We start from the raw sequence: 21387 nt of genomic DNA on the forward strand, positions 1-21387 counted from the left end.
CATAGTAAGTCACTCTGCATTAATGGTAACAAATCATATCGGTCTTGTCAACATTGATTATGATGTAGATATATATTACGATATACATAATAAGAGACTTGACAAAAAAAGGGAGGCGATTTTATGGCTATAAACCCAGTTACAACCGCAGTACAAAGCGGGGTAGCTAAAGGAACAAATGGTGTCAGCGCGGCTACGGCATCTGTGGATACTACTGCTGCTGACCCGTCACAAACACTAGCAGCAAGTGAAGCTGCTGTGTATGAAAAGTCAGGCCAAACGGCAGCCAATACTAAAGCTACCTATACCAAGGATACGGCTACAATAAGTGAGATTACCAAGCAAGTGGAAGCTAAGCTGGCTACTTTGCGGTCAACTGTAGAAAACCTTTTTTCCATGCAGAGTGTGAAAAAGGGTGAGGCGCAAGGACTAAGGTATGATCAGATTATGGCAAAATATGATGGTAGATTGAAAGAATTTTATCAAAACCTGGAAGTTGATGACGCCACTCGCCTTAATGCCCAGCAAGAGATTTCTGAAGATGGTTTTTGGGGTGTTAAACAAACTTCAGAGCGGGCCATAGAATTTGCGAAAGCCCTTTCAGGCGGCGATCCATCCAAGCTTGAGTTAATCAAAAGCGCTATGGAAGAAGGCTACAAAGCGGCGGAAAAAGCTTGGGGCGGCGAGCTGCCTGAAATCTGCAAGCAAACGCAGGACGCTACAATGAAAGGGCTTGACGCCTGGGCTAACGAAGCAAAGCAAAGTGAGCAAACGGCTTAAACCGTACGCTAAGTGGATAATCAAAATAATAAAGTTCGGATAAAAGCGAGCCATAATTCGTTGTTTTTCGGCGAATTATGGCTCGCTTTATAGTTAGCACAATTAGTTGGTATCGTGATATTGACAACGAGCAAATAAAATAATATATTATATATGAACATGTATTCATATATTGGAGGTATAATCATGGAAGAATGCAAATGTGACTTATGCGAAGAACTATGCGAGCATCCTCAAGCCATTTGTTTGGCTAAGGCGGAGTTGATTGACTCTGAGCAAGCGCAGCAAGTGGCGGATTTATTTAAAGTTCTAGGAGATACTACCCGCGTCAAAATACTGCAAGTACTATCAAAACGAGAAATGTGCGTCTGTGATATAGCTGCTGTTGTTGAAATGGGGCAATCAGCTATTTCTCATCAACTCCGCCTACTCAGAAGCACTCGCATGGTTAAGTATCGCAAGGATGGGAAAAGTGCTTGGTATTCGCTCAATGATGATCATATAGCTAGTTTACTTAAGCAAGGTATTGCTCATATCCTGCATGGCTAAGGAAAGGACAATTTAGATTAGTTAACAAGGAGGAAAAACTATGACACAAGTGAGCCTAACAGCAGATACTGCTTCGCAGTTTATCTTTCAAGTTACCGGAATCACCTGCATGGACTGTGCACAAAAATTTGAGAAGGCAGTCAATGAATTGCCAGGAGTTGTAAGCGCATCTTTAAACACGATGACAGGCAGGTTGCTGGTTGAAGGCAGCGCCGATCTGGCGAGTATCCGAAAACTGGGGCAGGAAGAAAACTATACAATTAATTTACTAACAGAGCAGGTAGCTGCTAAAGAGCAACAGGCTAAAAGGCAAAAATGGGAGTTGTGCCGCGTTATTTTATCAGGTAGTAGTTTGGCTAGTGCTTATGGATTGGAAAATTTCGGTGGTTTAACAATGTTCTTTCTTCCGCTTTACATGGTTGCTATTATATCTGGCGGGTGGGGTAATTTCAAGAAAGCCGCTCACGCCTTGCCTCGAATGAACTTTAATATGAGTGTTCTCATGAGTGTGGCGGTGATTGGGGCACTAGCTATTGGTCAATATGAAGAAGGCGCTTCAGTGGCTTTTCTTTACGCCATATCAGAAATGCTGGAAGCCTGGACGTTGGAAAGGGCCCGCAGCTCTATACGGCAGCTTATAGACATAGCTCCCAAAACTGCCCGAATACAACGTGCTGATGGTGAAGCGGAAATACCTGTTGCAGACATTTTCGTCGATGATATTATGATTATTTACCCTGGAGAGAAAATCGCGCTTGATGGCAAAATTATCAGGGGTGAAAGTGCTATTAACCAGGCTGCGATTACCGGCGAGTCCATGCCTATCGAGAAAGCACCAGGTGATGAAGTATTTGCAGGGACACTCAATACGCATGGGGCGTTAGAAGTGCAGGTAACCAAACTGGCCCAAGACACAACCATTGCTAAAATCATACACATGGTAGAAGAAGCACAGGGTAAGCGTGCTCCCACCCAAGCTTTCGTAGAAAAGTTTGCAGCGGTATATACTCCAATTGTCATGCTATTGGCTGTTGGGATTATCTTTATTCCCCCGCTGTTTTTTGCATATGAATGGGTACCGTGGATTTATCGGGGGTTGGCGCTGCTGGTTGTTGCTTGTCCCTGTGCTTTAGTGGTATCTACCCCGGTTGCAATTGTCAGCGCTATTAGCAACGCTGCTAAAAAGGGTGTCCTGATTAAAGGCGGTATTTACCTGGAAGCAGCCGGTTCGATAAATGCGATAGCTTTTGATAAAACAGGTACACTTACCAAAGGTATGCCTGTTGTGACTGATATAATGCCTAATGGAACGCTAGACGAAAACAAGTTTTTAGAAATGGCAGCCAATTTAGAAGCACGCTCTGAACACCCGTTAGCGGTGGCAGTCGTCAAAGCTGCGCAAGAACGTAGTTTGGTGATAGCGCCTGTTGAAAATTTCATGGCTATTCCTGGCAGAGGGGCCCAAGGCACAATGGATGGGCAGGTGGTCTTTATGGGAAATATGCGGCTATTCAATGAGCTAGGCATAGCCCTGGATCCGGTTATTCAAAAAGTAGAACAACTGCAAGCACAGGGCAAAACAGTCATGCTTGTTGGCACCAGGAAAAGCCTCTGGGGTATTATTGCCGTAGCCGATGAAATAAGGGAAACGAGTGCTGCTACCATTGCGGCTCTGAGACAAGCCGGTATTGAGTATACCATTATGCTGACTGGCGACAATTACGCGAATGCGAGTGCGGTGGCAGCAAAGATTGGAGTTGGTGAATACTGCGCTGAGCTTTTGCCACAAGACAAAGTTGCCGCAGTTCAAGAACTATTAGGTAAATATGGCCAGGTAGCGATGCTTGGTGATGGGATCAATGATGCGCCGGCTTTGGCATTATCTACTGTGGGCATTGCCATGGGGGGAGCGGGTAGCGATACGGCTCTTGAAACGGCAGACATTGTGCTAATGGCCGATGATTTGACAAAACTGCCGTTCATCATTCGCTTGAGTCGCAAGTCCTTAGCTGTTATCAGGCAAAATATCACCTTCTCCTTAGTAATCAAAACTATTGCCATTCTCGCTGTCTTTCCCGGATGGCTCACATTGTGGCTGGCGATTCTCGCTGACATGGGGGCAACCATTCTGGTGACGCTCAATAGCCTGCGCCTGCTGAACGTAAAAGTTGAAAAGGTGTAAGTTGTGGTGTAACATAGAAACACCTAGCAACTGATTAAGAGTCAGTTGCTAGGTGCTTTAATTAGCTAACTACTACAGGCAGTATTAATATGATGGAATCTACATTAATTGCTACATCTCCCGCGGTCAGCTGGGCGAGAGAAAGGGGGAAACCTTCAGGAAGAGTTGCTGTTGAAACATCGATAACAAGGAATTGATCTACTTCTTCAATTTCTCCCTCAACCGCTATTTTTGGTGGAAAGACCAGGTGATCTTTGCGGTCAAGTGTAATTTCTTTTACGATGGTTCCTGTTAAAGATAACGGTGCGATGCCTCCAACATCGACTAGTATTGTCGCTGCTCCAATATTAACAAAGTCTTTGAATCGCATATAGGTCGCTCCTTTCTAGAATATATTTGAGAAACTTCTCGTTATATACTATTCATCTGTATGCAAGAAGTGATATGTAAATGAAACGTAATTCATTAAGACCGAAGAAGCGTATGGCGATAATGGCTAGAAGTGTGAAAAAAGCAATTATTTCCGGGAAATGTCGAATGAAATGGTGCTATGAAATTTGCAGAATTTTGGCTATTTTATGGAAATATAAGACTATGCAAGGGGTTTACTATTTTCTTTGTTTCATCAGGCATTGAGTATTACTGAATTTTGTTCCGATCAGGTTGGCCTTGTTTAGGTTAATTTCCGCCGGTTGGCACCGGTCAGATCGTCCAGAGAAAATGGACATGAGGAAAGGGCAGTTAGTCTGCCCTTTCCTCATGTAATTGTTTCAGGGTGTCTAAATAGGCACCGTCTTGTGGAGTGGTTCTAGGGATAATAGGTTGGGTGCGGCTCTTTTTTAGCTTCTTAGCCTTTTTACGCATTATACACCTCCTGGTTTAGTATTGTGTTAGAGTGAGATTGCTAATGCATTTATTTTCGTGTACTATATTTCTGAATTATAAATAGTATTAAAATAAACCTAAAATAATCAATGACGAAAACATAAGGGGTGAAGAGAATGTCAGTACATTCTTTCGCAACGGGGATTTTGTTGGGATTATTGGGTGGGTTTGTAGTTGCAGGATATATATTTTTACATTTTTTTGAGAAAAACAACAAATAAGAGCCGACAAGGCTCCTTTTCCATTCTATATATTCCGCAGTAAAGAAGTTTGCAGGCGCAGGCAGGTGATGCATTGACAACGCTTCACCACTAGCGTTTAACTGCCGCTTTTGCTAAATTGTCTTGAGTAGTTGGCAGGAATTTTGCTTGGTATATGGGAAATAGTATAAGGTAAAAATAGCGTCAGATAATGTATATGCAAGAATTACTTGGAAGTATTGAGGTATCAACTATGACTAAAGGAAATAAACATGTAATCATTGTGGGTGGCGGTGCTGCCGGGATGTTGGCGGCTATTTCAGCACGTAGGCAGGGTGCTGATGTGACAATACTGGAGCGAAATCCCCGTGTCGGGAAAAAATTATTGACTACTGGAAATGGTCGGTGTAATTTTACTAATATCCATGCAGATAGTACATGTTATCAAGGGAATAATCCTGATTTTGCCCGCACTGCACTATCAAAATTTAGTATTCCAGCAACAATTGCCTTTTTTGAAGAATTAGGAATTGCCCACAAAGTCGAGGATGCTGGCAAAGTATTTCCAATGTCTGATCAGGCTTCTAGTGTTTTAGATGTACTGAGGTATGAACTAAATGAAACAGGTGTTACCATTGTTTGTGATGCCTATGTCCAAGCAATAAGGCCCCAGCAGGATATGTTTATAATTGAGGTTGAAAATGGCGTAACATTTCAAGCAGACAGCGTCGTTCTTGCTGCCGGGGGAAAAGCGATGCCCTCTACCGGTTCGGATGGGAATGGCTTTGTCATAGCACAGAAACTTGGTCACACTATTCTGGAGGTTTTTCCAGGTCTTGTTCAACTAAAACTGGAAGGAGCTTTCTTTAAGCAAATTGATGGGGTTAAATTTGTCGGCACTGCTGAGATTTTACATAAAGGTAAGTCAGTAGGTAAAGATCAAGGCGATATTTTATTTGGAAATTACGGTGTTTCAGGTCCGCCTATTTTGCAAATAAGTCGTAGAGCAGCACAACTGCTGCAGGAGAAAAAGGAGGTTCAATTAAAGCTGACCATTATGGATATGATGTCCAAAGAAAACCTCAGCAAGCTTGTGGCGACACGTTTTGAAAAAAAATCCAGTAAGACGATTGAGTTTAGTCTGGTCGGTCTGATAAATAAAAGACTCATCCCAGTTTTATTGAAAGAAGCCGGTATTGGAGATATAAAACGGCCTAGTGCTACTCTGTCTGTCCAGGAACAAGAAAAAATCGTTATGCTATTAACTGATTGGAGATTCAAGGTCACCGGAACAAAAAGCTGGCCTAGTGCTCAGGTAACAGCAGGTGGTGTTGCTACCAACGAAATCAACCTGAATACTATGGAATCAAATCTAGTAAACGGCTTGTTTTTTGCAGGCGAAATGATTGATATCGATGGGCAGTGCGGAGGTTTTAACCTTCAATGGGCATGGTCTTCCGGCTTTGTTGCTGGACAGAATGCGGCTCTCTAATTGCTGATATCTGGAGGTAAATAGTCAAGTATAAAAGGAGATGACATCTGAATGAAGAAAATTTCCTGGTTCCCGTTGTTGCTTCTGTTCCTGGTTCTAACGTTTGCTGCCCCAGTTTTCGCTTCACCGGCAGCAAGTGTAGTGACCGCAGATATGGCCCAAAAGATGCTTGTGGATGGTAATAACCGCTTTAGCTTGGAGGAATATTCCGAACAGGCAATTGGCAAAATGAGACGTGCTGAATTAGTAAAAGGCCAGTCACCCTTTGCAGTAATTGTTAGCTGCTCTGATTCGCGTGTACCGCCAGAACTCATTTTTGATCAAGGACTTGGGGATATCTTTGTCGTGCGTGTAGCCGGCAATGTGCTTGGTGCCATTGAACTAGGCAGTGTAGAATACGCGGTAGAGCATCTTGGTGCTAAACTGGTAGTTGTCCTTGGTCATGAGCAATGTGGGGCTGTAAAAGCTACCATTGATGGCGGCGAAATACCGCCTAACATCCAGGCAATTGCAGCTATGATTCAACCCGCAGTGACTGCGGCACGGGATTCACATGTCGAAAATATCTACGAAGCCGCTACTGATGTGAATATTATCAATATGGTAACTGCTCTAAAAGCCGATACCATTCTCACTCACATCCAGGGAGTGAAAATTATAGGTGCCAAGTATAAGCTTGCTTCTGGTGAAGTCGAATTCCTCCAATAGTTCCCAGTTCTTTGTCGTAACTATGGTTCTTACAGAAAAAAATCTTATTTAAGTTGAATGTTATTATGGGCTACCGGGAATGCTATAGGAAAATAAAGGAGGTAGCCATATGACAGTACAACTGAGCCAAAAAGAAAAACAGTTACTGCAAGACCAACAGTCTCATGAAAAAATTTGTATTCAAAAGTATCAAAATAGTGCCGAGCAGGCTAGTGATCCTCAATTAAAACAATTATTTCAATCCTATGCACAGCAAGAACAGCAGCATTTGAATACCCTAACATCCATTTTGAGTGGCCAAGTTCCCAGTATGAGTCAAGGCCAACAGAGTCAGCAGTCACAGCAAAGCAGTACTCAGGCAACATCGGCGACATCGGCAGCCTCTTCATCAGCTGCTAGTCAAGCTGACGCAATGCTTTGCAGTGATATGTTAATGACGGAAAAATTTGTTTCAGGTGCTTATGACACGGCCATTTTTGAATCGTCGGATGCCAGCGTACGTCAAGCTTTAAATCATATTCAAAAGGAAGAGCAGCAACATGGTGAAGGGATTTACAATTATATGAGCAGCAACGGTATGTATAGTAGTTAGGAAAAGCCAAAAGAAAGAGCATTGCTACCGAAAAATGGTGCAATGCTTTTTCTTTTGGCTTTATGATTAATTTGCATGAAAAAGAGCGTATAATCATTACGGTAGGATTTTCAGTTTTGGAGTTAACGCAAGTATTTAAATTGTTTGTGAAGCTCTGCAGCAAAAGATTCAAAAATGGCTAATGCTTCTTTAGTACTGGACTTTGCAAATTTATGAGTTACTTTATAACATATCCGGTCAGGCGGCGGATCGATAAGTTTTTGAATAGTATATTTATAAGTTGCGGCCGCAGATTGTGCAATAGATACGGGAACAATTGCCCACTGCTGCGGTGTCCGCAGTAAGGGCAGTACCATTGGGCCATTACTTACCTGAATATGGGGCGGGATAAGCGGGTCCCACCATTTGTTATGCCAGATCTGATAACTTGGAAACCAGTCATGGTATAGTTCATCACTTGGAATTAGCTGCTGCGGATGGATGCTTTGAACAGACTGATGCTCTGGCAAGGCTAAACGGAGAACAACCATAGGCTCAGCAAAGAATGGCGATAACTCAATGTTTTTACTGAGCCTTTCCTGTAGGACAAACGCAATATCTATTGTGCGTTGTTCCAGCAAATCATAAAGTTCAGGTGAATTTTTGGTATAAATGTGTAAGCGCATGGTAGGATGCTGGTTGATGATCTGTTGGTAGATATTGGGCAGTAAATAGGTGCCTACGCTGTCAACTGAACCAATTGCCAGTGATAAACTAGTACGTGATTTTAATGAGTGGGTTTCTAACCACAAATGAATCCATTTTTCAGCTACTAGTATGAAATCTTCACCAGCAGGAGTAAGGGAGATGGTTTTTAAGCCTTTTTGCCGCTCGACAAGAACTAAATCAAGTGCTTGTTCAAGATTTTTGAGGCGATGGCTTATCGTAGATTGGGATAGATGAAGAGTTTCAGCAGCTTTTGTTAAACTTTGATTGGCAACGACTGCTAAAAATGCTTGAATATCATCAATGTTCATTATGATTGTCCTTCTATTTATTTAAATAGTAATGTTTTGCATGTTATTAATGAATTTAATTCGTTTTACTTTAAGTATAAACATTGGCTATAATGAACTCAAGGGGTGGCACTAGCAACTTATTTTTGAAAAACATCAAAACGTACTTGTGAATGGAAAAACAGGAGGTCAATTAGTATGGAGCATATTAGTATAGAAATGATTAGTTTCTTATTGGGGGCAGGCTTTATCGCGGCTTTTATCGACTCTGTTGTTGGCGGTGGTGGGTTAATCTCCGTGCCGGCACTGCTTGTGACCGGATTGCCTCCTAGCGTTGTGTTGGGAACCAACAAACTAGCCTCGATATGCTGTTCTAGTACGAGTAGTATATCATTTTTGCGTTCAGGAAAGATGGATATTGGTCTAGTTAAATATCTTTTTCCTCTGTCCTTAATTGGTTCAATACTGGGAGCATATACGGTAAGGCTGATTCCTCCTGAATTTTTAAAACCATTAGTTATAGTTATGTTGGTTTTAGTAGCAATTTACACAATGTTAAAAAAAGACTGGGGTGATAAGTCTACCTATGAAGGTATTAATAAAAGAGCCGGTATCTTAGGCGGATGTGCAGCTTTGGCCCTGGGCTTTTATGACGGCTTCTTCGGACCAGGAACAGGATCATTTTTAATCTTTGTATTTTTAATGCTGGGTTTTGACTTTGTGGTGGCGGCCGGGAATGCCAAGGCACTTAATATGGCAAGCAACCTCGGTGCAGTCGTAACATTTATTCTGGCCGGTTCAGTCAATTATGTGTATGGTATTACCATGGGGATAGCGATGATTGCTGGTGCTATTGCTGGTTCTAAATTTGCCATTGCCAAAGGCGCTGCTTATGTAAAACCATTGTTTATATCGATGACAACGCTGCTAATCGGAAAACAATTGTGGGATATGTTACATTAACAACTGCACTATAAGAATGACCTATCAGCTTTTCTCGCTGATAGGTCATTCTTATTTTACTTAATGCCTTTACATAATTGTTCATCAACTAATTTTGAGGCGTTAGCAAAAGTAAGCCCCCATTGACACAAGGTGTCTAATATAGGTAAGAGACTCTTGCCGGCTGGTGTAAGAGAATATTCTACTTTAGGGGGAATTTGTGTATATATAAATCGGTTCACCAGTCCGCTCGCTTCCAATTCTCGCAGTTGTTGGGTGAGCATTTTTTGAGTTATTTTTGGTAATGTCTTTTTTAACTCGCTAAATCGCAGGGTGCTTTCCCCTAAATGCCAGAGAATCAATGATTTCCACTTGCCACCAATAAGATCTAATGTTAATTCCATAGAACACTGATATTGGATATTTTTGAAAGTAATCATTTGTGGTCACTCCAATTAGTATTATATATTCGGCAGTAAAAAAAGTTTGCAGGCGCAGGTAGGTGATGATGCAAAAGTCTCTAACAAATTGTATATAGTTTGGATAGCATGATTGACGAATTCGGTATACAAATAGATACTATAGCACGATTAAGTGCGTACTTGTCAAAATGTATTCTATCATTTAAAATTATAACAGAGAAGACATTCTTTGGAAAGGTCTAATTTTGAAGGATTGAATTGTTATGTAGTGGCAATAATTGCTAATATATAATAAGAGTTAAATGGAGGAATTGATATGATTAGTAGTAGCCAAGAAGTGGAAGAACGTACTGTAGGGAGGATTGCCGACATGATGTGTGTGGCGGCGAGAACAGCTCCCAAAGGAAGGGGAATTGATAATTTGGTGACGTTGATCGTTACTGGGCAGGACAAAGAAAAACTATCAGCAGAGATGCGGCGCATTGCTCAAGAATCAGGTTCGCAATTTTTCGAACGCGATGCCAATGGCATTGATAAGGCAGCTTTGGTTGTGTTGTTAGGTCAGAAAGTGAAACCCCTCGGAGTGAAGCCATGTGGCTATTGTGGGTACGCTGACTGTGCTGAGTGTGCACAAGGTACCGGGATGTGTGCTATCAGCACAGGGGATCTGGGGATAGCCTTGGGATCGGCAGTTAACACCGCTGCTTTGTATCATGCCGACAATAGGGTAATGTTCAGCGTAGGTAAAGCGGCAGTCAGCATTGGCCTTTTCGGTGAGGAAGTCAAAGTCGCTTATGGAATCCCGCTAAGTATAAGCGGTAAGAACCCATTTTTTGACCGGTGATTGGAATATATATAAGTCTCTAACACATTGTATATAGTGAAAAAAGAGAGTAAAAGAGAGAGAACGTATCGTTTATTTTTTCACGGCGTCTTATTGGCTATTAATATCTTGAAATAGTAAGCTATTCTAAGAAAAACATACAATTTTAGTGTCTTAACTGACTTCTGAATGAAGTATGCCATAATGTGATTGTAGAAGCAATATTGTAAGAGGATAAATTATGGTATAATTAGTTTAGATTTGTTGATATAAAAAGGAGATGTTCGAGATGGGAGATAAAAGCCCAAAGAACAAGGAAAAAAAGAAGAAAAAAGCTGAAAAGAAAGTTACTCCAACAATTCTATCAAATAAATCTGAATAAGTTTTTATTAAACGCAGCCAGTAGAGGGTTGCGTTTTTTCTCTGTTATTTCAGGAAAATATATCCAATATAACGAATACGATAATTAACAAGGGAGAGATTAAGTGTTTATTATTGTAGTAGGACAATAAAGAACGTTCCCCGGGAACATAACTTCGATATCTTGCTGAAATGTAAAGGTGCAATAAAGTAGTCCGGATATAGTTTGCATTTGTGCTCTGTAAATGTACTTTTGAGAGAAAAGTCTAATTTGTATTGACAATAAAAAACTATAAGAGTATATTATAGGTAAATTGAAGATATAATTTAATAAGATAAATGTGATGAGGGAGAACTTGAGTTCTATGTCGTTTCAGAGAACCGATGGGTGGTGGGAATCGGTACGATGGGAAAGCAAACGTCGCTCCTGAACAGCAAGGCTGAACTGCTAAGTAAGCTGCGCCGGTCTCTGCTCCCCACGGAGTGCAGTCGTTATTCTGCTAGGGTTATTTGACCTGATGAGATGCAGATAGTTTTATCTGTAAAAAGGGTGGTACCGCGAGAATTGCCTCTTGCCCCTTTAAGTCTATTGACTTGAAGGGCAAGAGGTTTTGTATTTATTTTACAGGAGGTTATTGGGAATGAAGTATTTGGAAAAGCTGGCTCAGTTTATTTGTCGGAATATGACGCTGTGGGTGGTGGTTTTTTCAGCAATTGCCTTTTTCTATCCGGCACCATTTAAACCAGTTGGCAAGTATATTTCGTATCTTCTTGGGATTATCATGCTGGGGATGGGGCTTACCATGTCGCTCGAAGATTTTCGTCTTGTTTTAACTCGCCCTAAAGATGTCTTTTATGGAGTCTTTTTTCGCTATTTAATTATGCCTTTGGTAGGCTTTGGTGTGGCCAAAATGTTAGGGTTACCGCCAGCATTGGCTGCGGGGATGGTTCTCTTGGGCGCAGCTCCTAGCGGTACGGGCTCTAATGTTATGACGTATATTGCCAAGGGGGATACAGCCCTTTCGATAACGGTTTCAAGTGTTAATACAATCCTGGCACCGGTACTTACTACTTATATTTTTGCATTTCTGGCTGGGGCCATGATTCCCATAGATATTGCTGCACTGCTAATAGACATTGTCAAAATTGTATTAGTTCCTGTAGCTGCTGGAGTTATGCTGCATATGGTGGCACCCGCTTTAGTGGAGAAACTTACTAAAGTGGTTCCAGCAGTGTCGGTCATCTTTATTATCGCTATCATTGCTTCCGTAGTGGCTTTGAATGCAACGAAGTTGGCAACAATGGCAATGATTCTATGTGTTGCCGTAATGATTCATAATATCGCCGGACTGCTTCTTGGTTATTATGCTGGCAGGACAGTTGGCATGTCAAAGAAAAAATCTAGAGCAATTACTTTCGAAATAGGCATGGAAAATTCAGGTCTTGCCGTTGCACTGGCATTAGCTCATTTAGATCCGTTGGCTGCTTTACCAGCTGCAGTCATGACTGTTTGGGAATACATTGCAGGCAGTTTATTAGCCAGTTATTGGGGGCGTAGGCCTGTTGACGAAGAAACGGTGTCTGCTAGTGAAGCTGTTGCTGTAAAATAAGTTGTTGAGAAATAATAATCTAAATCAGAGATGTGCGAACTCAATATGCAAGCGTTAAATTAAAGCTCAAGTTTAGATGCTCAACATAAACATAAAAGGAGCTGTTTGATGGCAGCTCCTTTTATGTTTATATATGTCTACTACTTGTGAGATTTTACCCATACTTCGCATCCCTGAAATGGATTAGCTGTACCGACATAGAGCTTGCCTTCAGCGGAAACGAAGAGTTTTCTTACACCGTAGTTATAGGGATTATCAAATCCATTAAGTGATACAGGCTCCCAACGGATACCGTCCTTGGTCTTCCACAGATCGAAACCAATATATCTTTTTCCAATATCGTAAACCTTTTCTACTATTATGGGGGAAAAGAAGTTCCGTAATTGGTCTATCCCGGAAGTAGTTCCTGAACTACTCGGCAAATGGGAAAGAACGATCTCAGGAATACAAGGGATAAACGGCGGAATTAAGTCATTCCAGCTCCAAGTTCCCAAATATAATTCATCGCCAAAGGCTTGAATTTGCCAACAATATCCATTTGTTATATCGCCAAATCCTGAAGGAAATCTACTTAACGGTTGCCCGCGAACCCCAGTTGTGGGAGTTGTCGGAACCACAGGTGTTCCCCCTACAATGAGTTCCCAGATATCGTCCGTCCCTACTCGAATTACGTCAAACCCTTTCGGGGGAACAAGTGGATTAGCAGGATCTATGCTTTTTATTGCCACTTCAATGGCTGTGCCAATATAGATGTGTTCTTTAAATACGCCTAATGCCCAGGGGTGTTCATTTCTAGCGTCGCCAGCGCCTTGATCAACTACCAGTATCCAGTGATCTTTTTCTGGCTCAGCTCCCTCAGTACGCCAAACTTCGAATCCTGTCGGACGAGCTGTCGCTACATAAAGGTGACCATTAAAACTTAGTAATAAATCAATATTCCCTCTTGGGTTTTTATCAGGATCACCAAAATCAACTTTTGTCCAACCATCAATTTCAGGATCACTGCTAACAAAAAGTTGGGAAGCTGAACCCCCCGATAATGGTACTGTCCCCATATACAGCTTTCCATTATGCTCGACTATAGTGCCAGTAGAATAACCTTGAACTGGCTCTAGTGCCTTCCAGTCCTTCCCGGTTGTAGTTTTTAGAATAAGTATATCTGAGCTTAACGGTGTTAAAGCTCCCGCATATAGGGCGTTTTTGTAGTTGATCATGAAACGAAAGCCGATGTTCATCGGATTTGATGGAGCTTTATACACTCGTTCCCAATTTTTTTTTGTACCCTTTTTATATCTCCAGATTTCGCCTGCATAGTCCGCGGCTTTCGGAATAAGAATTGGCGGAATCGGAACATTGCCTAAAAGTTGGTTACTTAAAATGGAATAAGGAATATTTCGTGCCGTACCTATATAGATATAGTCCCCTAATTCTGCCATTGACCAGACGTAGTTGTTTTGTTTCGCGTTATCAGAATTCTCGGTATCAAAACCATTTACCCGTGAAATTTTCTTGAAGCCACCATCAATATGATGTCTGCGAGAAATTGTCCGACTTAGTTCTTCTCTCCCTAAAACTGCGTTCTCCATAATGCTTCCCCCCTCGGATTCATAACCTAGCACTATAGTATATTCAGCTTTTAGAGTAAGGGGACTTATCTATATAATAATGCATGGGGTGTTTCCACATAAATAAACCCCACCTTGAAAACAAGGCAGGGTATGGTGCAATTTATTGGGTATTCGATAATCGGCAGGTAAACGAAGAATAAATGGACGATTTCATGTAGATAAACTTTACTTGATAAATCGCACTTCCCCAGATTCAAAATGATATTTAGCGCCAATTACTTTAACCCCGGCAATCTGAGAAATGACATGATACTATGTTTACCATGTTGACGATATTGGCATCAGTGGCGGCTTCGTAAATATCAGCTGAATTAGCTGCTTTAGCGATATCAACGGCAGGTTGAATTTTGGCTGCAATGGCACCGAGATTTGGCGGAACATGGCCACCGTCCACCGTTGCTTTTACGGCGCCGCATTTTTCATGACCCATTACGACCACTAGTTTTGTGTTAAGGTGTTCCACAGCATATTCCACGCTACCTAGTGCAACGGCGTCCAGTACATTGCCAGCCACCCGGATGACAAAAATGTACCCCAAGGCCTGATCAAAAATCAGCTCTGGTGGCACTCGTGAATCAGAGCAGGTTACTACCACTGCATAAGGGTATTGTCCAAGGGAAAGTTGTGCTCTCCGGCTTGTTCCCACATCATAGGTGGATAGGGTTCCTTGGACAAAACGTTTGTTACCTTCTTCTAGTATTTGTTGAGCCATATCGGCACTAACCACCGGGGGAGCATCCGCAAAAATTGAAGCCATCGCTGGGGCAGTCATGGTTAAAGGGAAGAGAAGGGAACGAAGCAGACACTTGGATAGTAGTTTGCGTACTTGCATTTTTGTCATCTCCTTTGCCTATTGGATTTATGGGATTGATGTAGATGTACATATCTTAGCTAAAGTAATGCACTGAATCAATTAGATTATTCTGAAAGGTCTAAATAGTATGCCGAAGTGCGCATTCAATATCCCCAGCGCCTTTTCCAATTGCATTAATGGAATGCTTCATATAAGCAGCAAAATGGTGGGACTGGGAACCGGAAATGATAATTGAGAATATTCAAGCATTGCAAAATGGAAATAAAGAACAGCTAAAATCGATTGTGGAAAAGTTTAACTAGTGTCATGTATATAGTTAAAAAAATAAGTAGAACTGCATAAAATTATAAAGAGATAAAACTCGTGGCCGATATTGTATGAATTTGGCAGGAGTTTTGTTTTGTTAACAGAATGTTGAAGGTTGATAGATGCTTTCCAAGATTAGTAGACAATAAACTGTCAGTGTTAAAAAGAGCAGGAGATGATAAGTTGTGAAGGTTGTTGGCATTAATGGGAGTCCTCGTAAAGAAGGTAATACGGCCAAATTAATTCAAACCGTGTTTAATGAACTTAATCGGCTGGAAATTGATACAGAGTTGATTTCGTTGTCTGGTCAAAATATGATAAGAGGCTGTACTGCTTGCGGTGCTTGTATAAAACAAAAGGATAAGCGATGCATTATAACAGATGACTTTTTTAATGTTTGTTTAGAAAAAATGATTGCTGCAGATGGAATTATTCTTGGCTCACCGGTATACTCCGCAGGAGTAACTTCCCAGATAAAGGCATTAATTGATCGGGCGAGTATGGTGTTAGCTGCTAATAGAGGGCTACTAAAATATAAGGTTGGAGCTGCAGTCATTGCTGCTCGCCGTGGTGGAGCGATTAGCGCTTTTGATACTTTAAATCATTTTTTGCATAGTAAGGAAATGTTTCTTGTCGGCTCAACATACTGGAACATGGCTTATGGTAATTCGATTGGTGAAGTGGAGCAAGATCAAGAAGGAATGCTCAATATGAAAAATCTTGGAGAAAATATAGGCTGGTTATTAAAAAAAATTCACTGCTAGAGTAGATGAGTTGATTTTTCATTGCTAGTCCAGAGACTAATATTACAGCCAACTAGTTGACATTTCAACTAGTTGGCTGTAATATTTAAGTAGTTGATATTTCAATTACCTAAATGAAAGGATTTTAAAAATGAAATTTTTCATACAAAGAAGTGCAAGGAGGCGTACATAAATTGGAAAAAATCAGTATATGCGAGTTTTCTAAAGAATACCAAGAGGAAGTTATTGATTTAATTCTTGATATTCAGCGAAATGAATTTAATATTCCTATAAGCAAAGAAGAGCAACCGGATTTGGGTGACATTCCCAACTTTTATCAAGCAGAATGCGGAAATTTCTGGATAGCTACTTATAATAAGCAAGTTGTAGGAACGATTGCACTGATAGATATTGGCAATCATCAAGGAGCATTAAGAAAAATGTTTGTGAAAGCTGATTATAGAGGAAGAATCTATAATACAGCGGAACTGTTGCTATTAAAATTAATATCATGGGCGAGTGAGCATAACATGGATGAAATTTACCTTGGAACTACCGAGAAATTTTTAGCTGCACATCGTTTTTATGAAAAAAACAAGTTTACTCAAATATCTAGCAAGCTATTACCAAGTACATTTCCAATTATGAAAGTGGATACAAGATTTTATAAGATTCAACTTAAATAGCATTCAGTAGATGTTATTTAAAGCTCTTGTACTTGCAGCAGAGATGAGTAATAATATTTAGTAGCTAAAGAAGGAGGTCGTTGAAGTATGAAAGTGTTTTATTGCGGGAAGAAAAAGATTTATTTATTATTGCTTTGTGTCTTGTTGGGGAGCACCGTCAGTACTGCTAATGTGGTCTTTGCAGCTAAGGCAGAGACTCCTGATATTGTGGCGGAAAGTCATGTCATTTTGTATCCTGCTGGTTATGTAACAAATAAAGAGGGGGCTTCATCATATAACGGAATTGGAAATGTGAAGACATCTCCTTACTATTCTTTTCGAGATTATTATAATCTAGAATCAACCAGTACCTTAACGATTCTGTCAAAATATAAGACATATCAGCAAACCACAGAGATAACCTGCGGTCCTGCGGCTGCCTTAACTGTCCTAACTCATTTTGACAATACGAGTTGGGATGAGCTTAAAATCGCTAAAATAATGGGAACGAAATTAGGGACGGGCACAGATACGACAGGAATGGTTGCATTTTTTAAAAAGATTGGCTGGGATGTTACTTCTAGCTTAACGACTGCTAACCAAAATGGCACTTCCTTTGCAACCGTAAAAGAATTTAGAAATTTTATAATAGCAAATTTGAAAAATAATACACCTATATTAGTCGAAAACATTGATTGGGGTGGGCACTGGAGAAGCATTATCGGTTATGATACTATGGGAACCGATACAGTAGCTGATGACGTTTTGATTTTGGCAGACTCGTATGATACAGCAGATCATTTTCAGGATGGTTATGTTGTGAATCCGGTAGAAAAATTCTATTACATGTGGTTTGATGCTCATATGCTTCCTAAAGGTCAACAACAGCAGCAATGGTTAGTAGCAAAACCACCTTTGTCTTGATGAGTGGATCTGTAAGAAAGACTAGTTAACTATTTTGAGGCGGTATGACGTGTAAAAAGCCAAAGTTAAACAGCCTGAGTTCTATAGTTATAGGACTCAGGCTGTTTAGTTTAGCAAATCAATTAGTATAATGCAAAAGACCTACTCCTAAGACCATAAATATCATTCCAAACCACCCCAGTATCGTCAACTTTTGTCCAAATAAAAAGTAATCGCAGAACACAGTTAAGCAAAGTCCAATTGCTCCCCAGAAGGCATAGGCTACGCTTAATTCTATAATCTGAAGTGCTTGCGCTAGACAAGCAAAAGCTGCCATAATGCACAACAGTGCAAAAATACCAGGTTGTTTTCGACGAAACCCGTCCGAAAATTTTAAAGCTATGTTAGCGACAACATCCAATAATATCGCAATAAGCAAGAACATCCAACTCATAAATTAGTCTCCCCTTTGAGAAGCATTTATCCGTCCGTTGTTAAGCATCACCATACCAATTATAATTATGCTGCAAGCTAAGAACTTCTCTTTATATATCTGTTCATTAAAAAATAGGTAACCGGATATCAGCATCATTATTAATCCCAAGCCTTCCCATATGGCGTAGGCTAAGCCTAGTGGTATACCTTGAATTGCCTTGGAAAGAAAGTAATAGGATGAGGCTACTAAAGAGAATAAGAGTAAATAGTCAACCGGTCCAGCGTCATCTCCAGCAAATTTAATACTTATGGTGCCTATAATTTCGGCGATAATAGAAATGAACAACATAAACCAATAAAACATATCGTCACCTTCTTTAACACAGTGCAAATTTTGGTAAATATACCAATGAAAGTTATATTAATATTGTATCATGAGGATAAGTATAAGCACAAAGCTGCCTATTCGTTCTATTATTGATTTAAATGTAGTAGCTTGATATGGCTCTTAAGTTCCCCTGACTTCCGCTGACTTCCTGTAACTTCCGATGATTTCCTATGAAAAAATCAATAGATTAACTATCTGCTATCAGGCGTATGTAAAACTTCTACCAAGCGAATGCTAAATGGTAGCTATAAAAATGAGGTAATGCTAGTGTCTGTTACGAGCATAGTAACTGATTTGGAATCCAGTGCATGTTGGGGGGAGTAATTTTGGCAAATTTATTAAATAGTAAACCATTGATAAATGAGAACTCGATATCGTTTGATTCTTATGAGAAAATGGCAGAGTATTATTTTGAATGTGTTGATACAAAACCATTTAATGCGTACTATGAAAGACCAGCGACATTGTCATTGCTTCCCAGTGTTGCAGGGAAAAAGGTGCTAGATGCTGGATGTGCCGCAGGATGGTATAGTAAATGGTTGTTGGATAATGGTGCGAAGGTAATTGCGATAGATTTTAGTCCCAGTATGATAGAAATGACAAAAAAAAGAATTGGTGAAAAAGCTGATGTTATAAGGGCTGATCTCAATGAGCCTCTAAATTTCTTAGCGGATAAATCAATAGATGTTATAGTATCATCGTTAGCGCTTCATTATGTTAAAGAATGGGATAATGTAATGGCTGAGTTCAATAGAGTATTAAAGCCATTGGGTTCTTTAGTTTTTTCTGTACATCATCCGTTTATGGACTTTACATATTTTAATAGAGAAAATTATTTTTTAACAGAGATTATTGAAGATGTATGGGAAACTAATACAGGGAAAGTAAAAGTCCAATTTTATAGAAGACCTTTATGTAAAATAATCTCACCTTTAATAGATGCAGGATTTATAATTGAAAAGCTAATAGAACCTATGCCGATAGAAAAATTCAAAGAATTGCATCCCAAAGTATATGAAAAGTTAACCCGAAACCCCCAGTTTATTTTTTTGCGAGCAAGAAAAAACTAAACTAATATTTTTTTGAACTAAGAATTTCAGTGTCTTTTAAAAAATGCAATACTAATCGGTAAGGTCTTATGGTATAATATAACATATTTAAAAAAGGGAGAGATATAGATGTATTTTAAACCTTTATTTGAGAATGATGTTCCCAGCGCAATCCACTCCTAGACGGAAGGGATTGCATAAAAGTATAGCCTTCTGTCTGAAGTAAGTGCCGCTTTATGAGGAGACGGAGGGATTTTGATGATAAAAAGATATATTGGTCCAATATATTTGACGTTAGCCGCAAGTATTTGGGGTGGCATGTATGTAGTAAGTAAAATTATGCTCACGTTTATTTCACCAATAGAGTTAGTTTGGCTAAGATACGTGGTAGCTCTGTTTACGCTCGGGTTGATGGGGTTTGCTACTCGACAATCATGGCACATACAGAGACAGCATATACCGTTGGTTCTTTCTATTGGTGTAATTGGATATTTTATTTCAATCTGGGCTCAGTTTGCTGGGACACAGTTTTCTTCTGCTCAAATGGGGGCAGTAATTACTTCGGCAACTCCAGCGTTCATGGTTATATTTGCTCGTATTTTGTTAGGAGAAAAAATTACTTCAAGAAAAGCATGGTCTGTGTGTTTAGCAACTATTGGAGTACTACTGATTGTAGGGATTGCAGACATTGGGGGATCATCGCAGATCGGTGGCGTTATCTTAGGAATAGCGGCTTTAACTTGGGGATTAATGTCTGTGCTTATAAAAAAAGTTCCAAGCGATTATTCACAACTCGTAATTACGACATATGCGATTCTGATAGCGACTGTAATAATGACACCCTTTGCTATTACGCAAATAAGGTTGGATGAACTTCATTTACTTATGCAGCCAATTGCATGGGGAGGAATATTGTATCTCGGAATCGTTTCAACGGCAGGTGCATTCTTTTTTTGGAATAAAGGGCTACAAATGGTCGAAGCGACTCGTGGAGGGATTTACTTTTTCTTTCAGCCTTTGGTTGGAACCTTGCTGGGTTGGTTTTTTTTAGGTGAACAAGTTGGGTTTGCATTTTGGATCGGTACTTTGCTGATCTTAAGCGGGGTTTTGTTGGTTATTAAGGAAGAAGCATAGCTTGCTGAAATGGAATGTAGTATTCCCTATGTAATGACAAGGCAATATGGACAGAAAAAGAGTATTTTTTTGCTGATATACTTAATATGGGAAGCATATCGGTTTTGTAAACAGCCATAGACATTGAAAATACCAACGACAAAAATAACTCCTATTCGCATACCGAGCGGATAGGAGTTATTTTGTCTCAAGGCTGTGGAAGTGAACATATATTTACGAATGTTATATTTTACGCCAGAATCCATAGGATATATAGCAAAGACCACCCAGGGATTATTTCTGAGCAATTGAATGTATCAATTGCCAGTGTTCCGGTGTTACAGGCATAACTGAAAGACGGGACTGGCGTACAAGTTCCCATTTCTGGAAAGCGATAGTTGCTTTAATTTCTTTTAAGGTTACAGGTCTAATCAAGGGGTAACGAGGTTCAACATCTACGACAATGAAACGGCTATCAGTTTCATTAGGGTCGGGGTATGGAAGAGTGACTATTTCAGCTACAGCGACGATGGCCTTTTCCTTGCCAGTGTGATAAATAAAGAGTAGGTCACCGGGTTTCATATTTTTTACATGTTTTAGTGCGGCAAAGTTTTTTACACCGTTCCAGCGATCACGCCCCAAGTGTTGAAGATCAGCGTAGCTAAAACTTTCCGGTTCGGTTTTGGCAAGCCAGTAAGCCATTATTTTATCACTCTCCTACTAATTCTGAAATCAGATTAATATTACATTAATTATATCTTTGACAAATGTTCAATAAATTAAGCGTGGGGGACATCAGGGGC

General features: G+C 40.2%; 23 protein-coding genes and 1 other annotated feature. Of the genes, 14 read left to right on the forward strand and 9 right to left on the reverse strand.

The window, feature by feature from the left end; translation table 11 throughout:
• Positions 1-123: 123 nt before the first annotated feature.
• The 3 genes from ACZ449_RS27825 to ACZ449_RS27835 all read left to right on the forward strand — a co-directional run bounded on the left by ACZ449_RS27825 (position 124) and on the right by ACZ449_RS27835 (position 3511).
• Positions 124-780 (forward strand): hypothetical protein, encoded by a 657-nt coding sequence (locus ACZ449_RS27825; protein ID WP_464259249.1) that lies wholly within the window; start codon positions 124-126, stop codon positions 778-780.
• A gap of 186 nt (positions 781-966) precedes the next feature.
• On the forward strand, positions 967-1329 hold the full coding sequence (locus ACZ449_RS27830; RefSeq protein ID WP_464259250.1) for an ArsR/SmtB family transcription factor: 363 nt from the start codon (positions 967-969) through the stop codon (positions 1327-1329).
• A gap of 40 nt (positions 1330-1369) precedes the next feature.
• Positions 1370-3511: a heavy metal translocating P-type ATPase gene (locus ACZ449_RS27835; protein WP_464259251.1), complete on the forward strand. Its 2142-nt coding sequence runs from the start codon at positions 1370-1372 to the stop codon at positions 3509-3511.
• Between the two features lie 61 nt (positions 3512-3572).
• Here the strand turns inward: ACZ449_RS27835 and ACZ449_RS27840 are convergent, their stop codons facing one another.
• Together ACZ449_RS27840 and ACZ449_RS27845 are read right to left on the reverse strand one after the other, a co-directional pair.
• Complete coding sequence (locus ACZ449_RS27840) at positions 3573-3881, reverse strand: hypothetical protein (RefSeq protein ID WP_464259252.1); 309 nt, start codon at positions 3879-3881, stop codon at positions 3573-3575.
• 371 nt (positions 3882-4252) lie between these two features.
• Positions 4253-4375: a hypothetical protein gene (locus ACZ449_RS27845; protein ID WP_464259253.1), complete on the reverse strand. Its 123-nt coding sequence runs from the start codon at positions 4373-4375 to the stop codon at positions 4253-4255.
• 474 nt (positions 4376-4849) lie between these two features.
• Between ACZ449_RS27845 and ACZ449_RS27850 the strand changes: the two genes are divergently transcribed.
• The 3 genes from ACZ449_RS27850 to ACZ449_RS27860 all read left to right on the forward strand — a co-directional run bounded on the left by ACZ449_RS27850 (position 4850) and on the right by ACZ449_RS27860 (position 7388).
• The gene (locus ACZ449_RS27850) at positions 4850-6088 is read left to right on the forward strand and encodes a BaiN/RdsA family NAD(P)/FAD-dependent oxidoreductase (RefSeq protein ID WP_464259254.1); all 1239 of its coding nucleotides are present in this window, start codon (positions 4850-4852) and stop codon (positions 6086-6088) included.
• A gap of 51 nt (positions 6089-6139) precedes the next feature.
• Positions 6140-6796 (forward strand): carbonic anhydrase, encoded by a 657-nt coding sequence (locus tag ACZ449_RS27855; RefSeq protein ID WP_464259255.1) that lies wholly within the window; start codon positions 6140-6142, stop codon positions 6794-6796.
• A 109-nt stretch (positions 6797-6905) separates the two neighbouring features.
• The gene (locus ACZ449_RS27860) at positions 6906-7388 is read left to right on the forward strand and encodes a spore coat protein (protein ID WP_464259256.1); all 483 of its coding nucleotides are present in this window, start codon (positions 6906-6908) and stop codon (positions 7386-7388) included.
• A 122-nt stretch (positions 7389-7510) separates the two neighbouring features.
• On the opposite strand, the gene ACZ449_RS27865 is transcribed toward ACZ449_RS27860, so the two are convergent.
• Positions 7511-8404 carry a LysR family transcriptional regulator gene (locus ACZ449_RS27865; protein ID WP_464259257.1) on the reverse strand — a complete coding sequence of 298 codons (894 nt, stop codon included), beginning with the start codon at positions 8402-8404 and terminating at the stop codon, positions 7511-7513.
• A gap of 177 nt (positions 8405-8581) precedes the next feature.
• Here ACZ449_RS27865 and ACZ449_RS27870 point away from each other — a divergent pair, with 177 nt between their 5' ends.
• A complete protein-coding gene (locus ACZ449_RS27870) occupies positions 8582-9346 on the forward strand; it encodes a TSUP family transporter (RefSeq protein WP_464259258.1) in 765 nt (254 codons plus the stop codon).
• A 56-nt stretch (positions 9347-9402) separates the two neighbouring features.
• Here ACZ449_RS27870 and ACZ449_RS27875 read toward each other — a convergent pair whose 3' ends face one another.
• Positions 9403-9765, reverse strand: coding sequence for a winged helix-turn-helix transcriptional regulator (locus ACZ449_RS27875; RefSeq protein ID WP_464259259.1), 363 nt, complete (start codon positions 9763-9765; stop codon positions 9403-9405).
• Between the two features lie 298 nt (positions 9766-10063).
• On the opposite strand from ACZ449_RS27875, the gene ACZ449_RS27880 reads away from it, so the two are divergent.
• Positions 10064-10591 (forward strand): ferredoxin domain-containing protein, encoded by a 528-nt coding sequence (locus ACZ449_RS27880; protein WP_464259260.1) that lies wholly within the window; start codon positions 10064-10066, stop codon positions 10589-10591.
• A 674-nt stretch (positions 10592-11265) separates the two neighbouring features.
• Positions 11266-11513 (forward strand) — a binding site (T-box leader).
• Positions 11514-11571: 58 nt separating this feature from the next.
• Positions 11572-12540, forward strand: a complete 969-nt coding sequence (locus tag ACZ449_RS27885) for a bile acid:sodium symporter family protein (RefSeq protein ID WP_464259261.1) — start codon at positions 11572-11574, stop codon at positions 12538-12540.
• A gap of 140 nt (positions 12541-12680) precedes the next feature.
• Here ACZ449_RS27885 and ACZ449_RS27890 read toward each other — a convergent pair whose 3' ends face one another.
• Positions 12681-14126, reverse strand: a complete 1446-nt coding sequence (locus tag ACZ449_RS27890; protein ID WP_464259262.1) for a hypothetical protein — start codon at positions 14124-14126, stop codon at positions 12681-12683.
• A gap of 262 nt (positions 14127-14388) precedes the next feature.
• Positions 14389-15000, reverse strand: coding sequence for a carbonic anhydrase (locus ACZ449_RS27895; protein ID WP_464259263.1), 612 nt, complete (start codon positions 14998-15000; stop codon positions 14389-14391).
• Positions 15001-15473: 473 nt separating this feature from the next.
• Here ACZ449_RS27895 and ACZ449_RS27900 point away from each other — a divergent pair, with 473 nt between their 5' ends.
• The 3 genes from ACZ449_RS27900 (at position 15474) to ACZ449_RS27910 (ending at position 17620) form a co-directional block, all read left to right on the forward strand.
• Positions 15474-16052: a flavodoxin family protein gene (locus ACZ449_RS27900; RefSeq protein ID WP_464259264.1), complete on the forward strand. Its 579-nt coding sequence runs from the start codon at positions 15474-15476 to the stop codon at positions 16050-16052.
• A gap of 173 nt (positions 16053-16225) precedes the next feature.
• The gene (locus ACZ449_RS27905; RefSeq protein ID WP_464259265.1) at positions 16226-16717 is read left to right on the forward strand and encodes a GNAT family N-acetyltransferase; all 492 of its coding nucleotides are present in this window, start codon (positions 16226-16228) and stop codon (positions 16715-16717) included.
• Between the two features lie 87 nt (positions 16718-16804).
• Complete coding sequence (locus ACZ449_RS27910; RefSeq protein ID WP_464259266.1) at positions 16805-17620, forward strand: C39 family peptidase; 816 nt, start codon at positions 16805-16807, stop codon at positions 17618-17620.
• Positions 17621-17738: 118 nt separating this feature from the next.
• On the opposite strand, the gene mdtI is transcribed toward ACZ449_RS27910, so the two are convergent.
• Both mdtI and ACZ449_RS27920 read right to left on the reverse strand, forming a co-directional pair.
• A complete protein-coding gene (gene mdtI, locus ACZ449_RS27915; protein WP_464259267.1) occupies positions 17739-18053 on the reverse strand; it encodes a multidrug/spermidine efflux SMR transporter subunit MdtI in 315 nt (104 codons plus the stop codon).
• A gap of 3 nt (positions 18054-18056) precedes the next feature.
• The gene (locus ACZ449_RS27920; protein WP_464259268.1) at positions 18057-18398 is read right to left on the reverse strand and encodes a DMT family transporter; all 342 of its coding nucleotides are present in this window, start codon (positions 18396-18398) and stop codon (positions 18057-18059) included.
• A gap of 350 nt (positions 18399-18748) precedes the next feature.
• On the opposite strand from ACZ449_RS27920, the gene ACZ449_RS27925 reads away from it, so the two are divergent.
• Both ACZ449_RS27925 and ACZ449_RS27930 read left to right on the forward strand, forming a co-directional pair.
• Complete coding sequence (locus tag ACZ449_RS27925; RefSeq protein ID WP_464259269.1) at positions 18749-19492, forward strand: class I SAM-dependent methyltransferase; 744 nt, start codon at positions 18749-18751, stop codon at positions 19490-19492.
• 237 nt (positions 19493-19729) lie between these two features.
• Positions 19730-20605, forward strand: a complete 876-nt coding sequence (locus ACZ449_RS27930) for a DMT family transporter (protein WP_464259270.1) — start codon at positions 19730-19732, stop codon at positions 20603-20605.
• 273 nt (positions 20606-20878) lie between these two features.
• On the opposite strand, the gene ACZ449_RS27935 is transcribed toward ACZ449_RS27930, so the two are convergent.
• Positions 20879-21286 carry an EVE domain-containing protein gene (locus ACZ449_RS27935; RefSeq protein ID WP_464259271.1) on the reverse strand — a complete coding sequence of 136 codons (408 nt, stop codon included), beginning with the start codon at positions 21284-21286 and terminating at the stop codon, positions 20879-20881.
• Between the last annotated feature and the right edge of the window lie 101 nt (positions 21287-21387).

This window comes from Desulfosporomusa polytropa (assembly GCF_055380075.1).

Excerpts from the sequence above, each read along its gene's own strand:
- ACZ449_RS27855 (WP_464259255.1), top strand. The coding sequence starts at position 6,140 with ATGAAGAAAATTTCCTGGTTCCCGTTGTTGCTTCTGTTCCTGGTTCTA.
- ACZ449_RS27845 (WP_464259253.1), bottom strand. The coding sequence starts at position 4,375 with ATGCGTAAAAAGGCTAAGAAGCTAAAAAAGAGCCGCACCCAACCTATT.
- ACZ449_RS27890 (WP_464259262.1), bottom strand. The coding sequence starts at position 14,126 with ATGGAGAACGCAGTTTTAGGGAGAGAAGAACTAAGTCGGACAATTTCT.
- ACZ449_RS27830 (WP_464259250.1), top strand. The coding sequence starts at position 967 with ATGGAAGAATGCAAATGTGACTTATGCGAAGAACTATGCGAGCATCCT.
- ACZ449_RS27895 (WP_464259263.1), bottom strand. The coding sequence starts at position 15,000 with ATGCAAGTACGCAAACTACTATCCAAGTGTCTGCTTCGTTCCCTTCTC.
- ACZ449_RS27910 (WP_464259266.1), top strand. The coding sequence starts at position 16,805 with ATGAAAGTGTTTTATTGCGGGAAGAAAAAGATTTATTTATTATTGCTT.
- ACZ449_RS27935 (WP_464259271.1), bottom strand. The coding sequence starts at position 21,286 with ATGGCTTACTGGCTTGCCAAAACCGAACCGGAAAGTTTTAGCTACGCT.
- ACZ449_RS27870 (WP_464259258.1), top strand. The coding sequence starts at position 8,582 with ATGGAGCATATTAGTATAGAAATGATTAGTTTCTTATTGGGGGCAGGC.
- mdtI (WP_464259267.1), bottom strand. The coding sequence starts at position 18,053 with ATGAGTTGGATGTTCTTGCTTATTGCGATATTATTGGATGTTGTCGCT.
- ACZ449_RS27930 (WP_464259270.1), top strand. The coding sequence starts at position 19,730 with ATGATAAAAAGATATATTGGTCCAATATATTTGACGTTAGCCGCAAGT.
- ACZ449_RS27835 (WP_464259251.1), top strand. The coding sequence starts at position 1,370 with ATGACACAAGTGAGCCTAACAGCAGATACTGCTTCGCAGTTTATCTTT.
- ACZ449_RS27880 (WP_464259260.1), top strand. The coding sequence starts at position 10,064 with ATGATTAGTAGTAGCCAAGAAGTGGAAGAACGTACTGTAGGGAGGATT.
- ACZ449_RS27850 (WP_464259254.1), top strand. The coding sequence starts at position 4,850 with ATGACTAAAGGAAATAAACATGTAATCATTGTGGGTGGCGGTGCTGCC.
- ACZ449_RS27875 (WP_464259259.1), bottom strand. The coding sequence starts at position 9,765 with ATGATTACTTTCAAAAATATCCAATATCAGTGTTCTATGGAATTAACA.
- ACZ449_RS27885 (WP_464259261.1), top strand. The coding sequence starts at position 11,572 with ATGAAGTATTTGGAAAAGCTGGCTCAGTTTATTTGTCGGAATATGACG.
- ACZ449_RS27920 (WP_464259268.1), bottom strand. The coding sequence starts at position 18,398 with ATGTTTTATTGGTTTATGTTGTTCATTTCTATTATCGCCGAAATTATA.
- ACZ449_RS27840 (WP_464259252.1), bottom strand. The coding sequence starts at position 3,881 with ATGCGATTCAAAGACTTTGTTAATATTGGAGCAGCGACAATACTAGTC.
- ACZ449_RS27825 (WP_464259249.1), top strand. The coding sequence starts at position 124 with ATGGCTATAAACCCAGTTACAACCGCAGTACAAAGCGGGGTAGCTAAA.
- ACZ449_RS27865 (WP_464259257.1), bottom strand. The coding sequence starts at position 8,404 with ATGAACATTGATGATATTCAAGCATTTTTAGCAGTCGTTGCCAATCAA.
- ACZ449_RS27860 (WP_464259256.1), top strand. The coding sequence starts at position 6,906 with ATGACAGTACAACTGAGCCAAAAAGAAAAACAGTTACTGCAAGACCAA.